Consider the following 4278-nt stretch of genomic DNA (forward strand, 5'->3'; position numbering starts at 1 on the left):
GCCTGGTTGATCGGGCTGAGGCGCCTTCTTCAGCAGCGCCATCGTCTGCGGGCATTTGCTGGCGCCGGGTTCGACCCGCTGGCCGTCCTTCAGCAGGTGGTAGGCACTCCAGCGCGGTGAGTTGTTCAACTCGACCCACTGGTTCAGCGGTTGGTCCTGGGTGTAGGTGATGTAGGGCGTGAAGCCCTCGTCTGACGACAACACCTCGAGAAACTCGGCCCGGATCTGTTCGGTGCCGGCTTCTATCTCTTCCAGCCACGGGAACTGACGGCGATCGGGGAATTCGATCGCGGCGACATCGGGCAGAAAGTACTGCGCCGGCTTCGAATCGAAGCGTTGGCGACGGCCCAGCATGATGTCGACCGACAGCCGGAAGCGCGCCAGGTCTTCGCCGCTGTGCTGTGCGAAGGTGCTGGCCAGCGCGCGGTCGAGGTGGTCTGCGAGAAGCTTGTTGTGTCGGTCGCGAAAGGCTGCCGCGTGGGCGACCATCGGGCGCAGGTCGGGGCGCAGCTTGTCCGTTGGCGGTGCGACGATACAGGCGGCAATGTAGGAGCGTGCGGCCTCTTTGTCGCGCCCCTGGCGTTCGTACAGATGACCGCGCAGCAGCAGGGCCAGCAGGTCACCCGCATCGATCGTCAGAGCCTGGAACAGCGCCTGCTCTTCGCCGGTGTCGTCCTGCTGCTGCTTGCAGATGCGGGCGACGTTGATCCACGGCGTCGGGTCGTCTTTCGTCTGCTTCGCTGCGCGGCTGTAGAGCTCGCGTGCACCGGCCAAGTCGCCGCGTTGATGGGCATCAAACCCCGCGGCGATCAGGGCGCGCGGGTGCTCGGGGTTCAGCGCCAGCACCTCGCGCCAGCTGATCAAAGCCTCGCCCAAGCGGCCCTGGCGCTCGGCGCCAAGAGCTCGGGCCTCGTGCTCCGCCAGCTGCGAGAGAAGTGACGAGGAAACAGTCATCGGCGGCACCCTGGCCCAACAGTGGGCCGAAGGTGATCATTTTCAGCCGCCGATGATCGCTCGTCGATGCGGGTGACCCATGATCGGGTCACCACGAAGGCGTCGTATGACCTTCGACTTACTTCGGCGCCATGCGGATCGCGCCGTCGAGGCGGATCACTTCACCATTGAGCATGTCGTTGGTGACGATCTGGTGCACCAGCTTGGCATAGTCTTCCGGCCGGCCCAGGCGGCTGGGGAAGGGCACGCTGGCAGCCAATGCGTCTTGCACCTCTTGTGGCATTGAGAACAGCATCGGTGTACCGAAGATGCCGGGGGCAATGGTCATGTTGCGGATGCCGTTGCGGGCCAGGTCGCGGGCGACCGGCAGCGTCATGCCGACCACGCCACCCTTGCTGGCCGCGTAGGCGGCTTGGCCGATCTGGCCGTCGTAGGCTGCGACGCTGGCGGTGCTGATCATCACGCCGCGTTCGCCGGTGGCTTCGGGCTCGTTCTTGCACATGGCTTCAGCGGCCAGGCGGATCATGTTGAAGCTGCCGACCAGGTTGACCATGATCACCTTGGTGAAGGTGTCCAGCGGGTGAGCGCCGTCCTTGCCGACGGTCTTGATCGCGGGGGCGATGCCGGCGCAGTTGACCAGGCCCATCAGCTTGCCCAGGCCCGTGGCGGCGGCCACTACGGCGCGGCCGTCGGCTTCCTGGCTCACGTCGCAGCGCACGAACACGCCGCCGAGTTCCTTCGCGAGGGCCTCGCCCTTGTCGACCTGCAGGTCGGCGATCACGACCTTGCCGCCGTTGGCGGTCAGCATGCGGGCGGTACCTTCGCCCAGGCCCGAAGCGCCCCCGGTGACGATGAAGACCTTGCCGGAGATATCCATGTTTTGCTCCTAGTGCTGCGCCGAGGATTGCACGCCTCGGTTGACGTTGACGTAAACGTCAATTGTGCGTCAAAAGACAAGGCGGCCGGTACGTTCACACGTGCCGGCCGCCTGGGGTTTCATCGTGCGGGCCGTGCCCGCGCAAGAGCGTGGACGGGTTCCGTCAGGCCAGCGCCTGCAACGCGCGGGCGGTGATTTCTTCCACCGTGCCCAGGCCCGAAATCTTGCGGTAACGCGGCGCCTGCGCGTCGCCGGTCTCGGCCCATTGGCTGTAGTAGTCGACCAGCGGGCGGGTCTGGTTCTGGTAGACCTGCAGACGCGTGCGCACGGTGGCCTCTTCGTCATCTTTGCGCTGGATCAAGTCTTCGCCGGTTGCGTCGTMCTTGCCTGCAACCTTCGGCGGATTGAACTTGACGTGGTAGGTGCGGCCCGAAGCGGCATGCACGCGGCGGCCGCTCATGCGCTCGATGATGGCTTCGTCCGGCACGTCGATCTCGAGCACCAGGTCGAGCTTGACGCCAGCGTTCTTCATCGCCTCGGCTTGCGGGATCGTGCGGGGAAAACCGTCGAACAGAAAACCGTTCGCACAGTCGGGCTCGGTGATGCGTTCCTTCACCAGGCCGATGATGATGTCGTCGCTGACCAGGGCTCCGGCGTCCATCACCTTCTTGGCTGCAATACCCAGCGGGGTGCCTGCCTTGACGGCGGCGCGCAGCATGTCGCCGGTGGATATCTGGGGAATACCGTACTTCTGGCAAATGAAGTTTGCCTGGGTTCCTTTCCCGGCGCCGGGTGCGCCCAACAGGATCATTCGCATGGTCGTTGTCTCAGTAAAGATGATTCTGTAGCGCCGTGTGGGAGCGGCCGTCATGGCGGTCGTCGCGGTTGCGGCTTGGTGCTGAGGGTGGCACTGCCCTGGCGCGGGCGCGGCTGGCGTGGCACTTATGCTGCACTAATGCGGGGCAGGATAGCATGCGTAAACCTGCGTCTGGCTGACAAGCCGGGTACATCCCGGCGTCATTCGTCAGCCGCGCGCGACGGATGGCCAGAGGGCCCGAACCCGCTCCAGGTCTTCCGGCGTGTCGACTCCGGCAGCAGGCGCGTGTGCCGCCACATGCACCGCAATGCGCTCACCATGCCACAGCACGCGCAGCTGTTCGAGTGACTCAAGTTGCTCGACTGGGGCCGGCGACAGCGTAGGGAAGCGCCGCAGGAAACCGGCGCGGTAGGCATACAGGCCGATATGGCGCAGGGCCTGGCCCGGCGGCAGCGTTGGGGCGCCAGCGCTGGACGCATCGCGCCACCAAGGCATCGGTGCTCTACTGAAGTACAGCGCGCGGCCTGCGGCATCGCAGATGACCTTCACCACGTTCGGGTTGACGAAGTCGGCTTGCTCGGTCAGCGCATGGGCGGCGGTGGCCACTGCGCAATCGGTGCGCTCGATGAGCAACCGGGCACAGGCGCTGACCAGGTCCGGGTCGATCAACGGCTCGTCGCCTTGCACATTCACCACCACGTCGTCACCGCTCAGACCCAGTTGCTCGCAAGCCTCGGCCAGACGGTCGCTGCCGCTGACATGGTCTGGCCGAGTCATCAGCGCCTTCACGCCGTGGGTTTCGCAAGCCTGCACTGTGGCTGGGGCATCGGCAGCCACCCACACGGCACTGGCGCCGGCTTGAGCGACGCGTTCGGCTACGCGCACCACCATCGGCTTGCCGCCGATGTCGGCCAAGGGCTTGTTCGGCAGCCGGGTGGAGGCCAGGCGCGCCGGAATCAGGACGGTGAACCCCATCACTCTTCCTGGGCCGGCGCCGCGCTGGTGGCGTCGAGGTGACGGGCTTCGTTTTCCAGCATCACGGGGATGCCGTCTCGCACGGGAAAGGCCAGGCGGTCGGCTGCGCACAGCAGCTCCAGCGGGCGTGAGGCCTCGTCGCGGCGCAATTGCAGCGGCCCTTTGCACACCGGGCATACCAGCATCTCGGTCAGGCGGTGGTCCATGGCTATCTTGATGTTCGTAGGGGCACGTCGGCCCGTGGCGGAAGGCGCTGTCGCAGCGCTTCGGTGAATTCCGGCGGAAGCGCAAAGTCTAGCGCCACGACCCAGACGTGGGCTGCGCCGACCCGATCGGGCCGAAGCTTGACCGCATCCTTCTCTGTCACCAGCACATCGCCGGTGTCGGCCGGCCAGGGAAGCGGGCTGAAGCTGGMGTGGTCGGGCAGCGGCAGTCGCTCGATGGTCAAGCCGGCCTGCTCCAGCATGCCGAAGAAACGTTCGGGCTCGCCCATGCCGGCGGCGGCCAGCAGAGGGCGGCCTTGCAATGTGGACAAGGGCTGCGTATCGGCGGCGTGGCCGCGCCACCAATCGGCCAGCGGTAGAGCGCCGGCCAATCGGCGCTGGGCCAGCGCGCCAGGCAGTGGCGTGCTCGGCTGGGGCGCGTTGTACAGCAC

At 66.2% G+C, this 4278-nt stretch carries 6 protein-coding genes; all 6 read right to left on the bottom strand.

The genetic code is table 11. From position 1 onward, the window contains the following. The coding region (locus AC1DYI_RS28075) for an aspartyl/asparaginyl beta-hydroxylase domain-containing protein (protein ID WP_477207411.1) at window positions 1-954 on the bottom strand (954 nt) is incomplete at its 3' end. Window positions 955-1072: 118 nt separating this feature from the next. After that, the gene (locus AC1DYI_RS28080) at window positions 1073-1831 is read right to left on the bottom strand and encodes a 3-hydroxyacyl-CoA dehydrogenase (protein ID WP_477207412.1); all 759 of its coding nucleotides are present in this window, start codon (window positions 1829-1831) and stop codon (window positions 1073-1075) included. A gap of 163 nt (window positions 1832-1994) precedes the next feature. Further along, window positions 1995-2648 (bottom strand): adenylate kinase, encoded by a 654-nt coding sequence (adk, locus tag AC1DYI_RS28085; RefSeq protein WP_477207413.1) that lies wholly within the window; start codon window positions 2646-2648, stop codon window positions 1995-1997. Window positions 2649-2855: 207 nt separating this feature from the next. Further along, on the bottom strand, window positions 2856-3623 hold the full coding sequence (kdsB, locus tag AC1DYI_RS28090; RefSeq protein ID WP_477207414.1) for a 3-deoxy-manno-octulosonate cytidylyltransferase: 768 nt from the start codon (window positions 3621-3623) through the stop codon (window positions 2856-2858). Further along, window positions 3623-3829 carry a Trm112 family protein gene (locus AC1DYI_RS28095; protein ID WP_477207415.1) on the bottom strand — a complete coding sequence of 69 codons (207 nt, stop codon included), beginning with the start codon at window positions 3827-3829 and terminating at the stop codon, window positions 3623-3625. The genes kdsB and AC1DYI_RS28095 overlap by 1 nt, the downstream gene beginning before the upstream one ends. A gap of 2 nt (window positions 3830-3831) precedes the next feature. Then, window positions 3832-4278, bottom strand: a 447-nt coding sequence (locus AC1DYI_RS28100; protein ID WP_477207416.1) for a tetraacyldisaccharide 4'-kinase, incomplete at its 5' end; no start/stop codon positions are given.

This window comes from Ideonella sp. P3_A4 (assembly GCF_056403075.1).

Excerpts from the sequence above, each read along its gene's own strand:
- AC1DYI_RS28080 (WP_477207412.1), bottom strand. The coding sequence starts at position 1,831 with ATGGATATCTCCGGCAAGGTCTTCATCGTCACCGGGGGCGCTTCGGGC.
- kdsB (WP_477207414.1), bottom strand. The coding sequence starts at position 3,623 with ATGGGGTTCACCGTCCTGATTCCGGCGCGCCTGGCCTCCACCCGGCTG.
- AC1DYI_RS28095 (WP_477207415.1), bottom strand. The coding sequence starts at position 3,829 with ATGGACCACCGCCTGACCGAGATGCTGGTATGCCCGGTGTGCAAAGGG.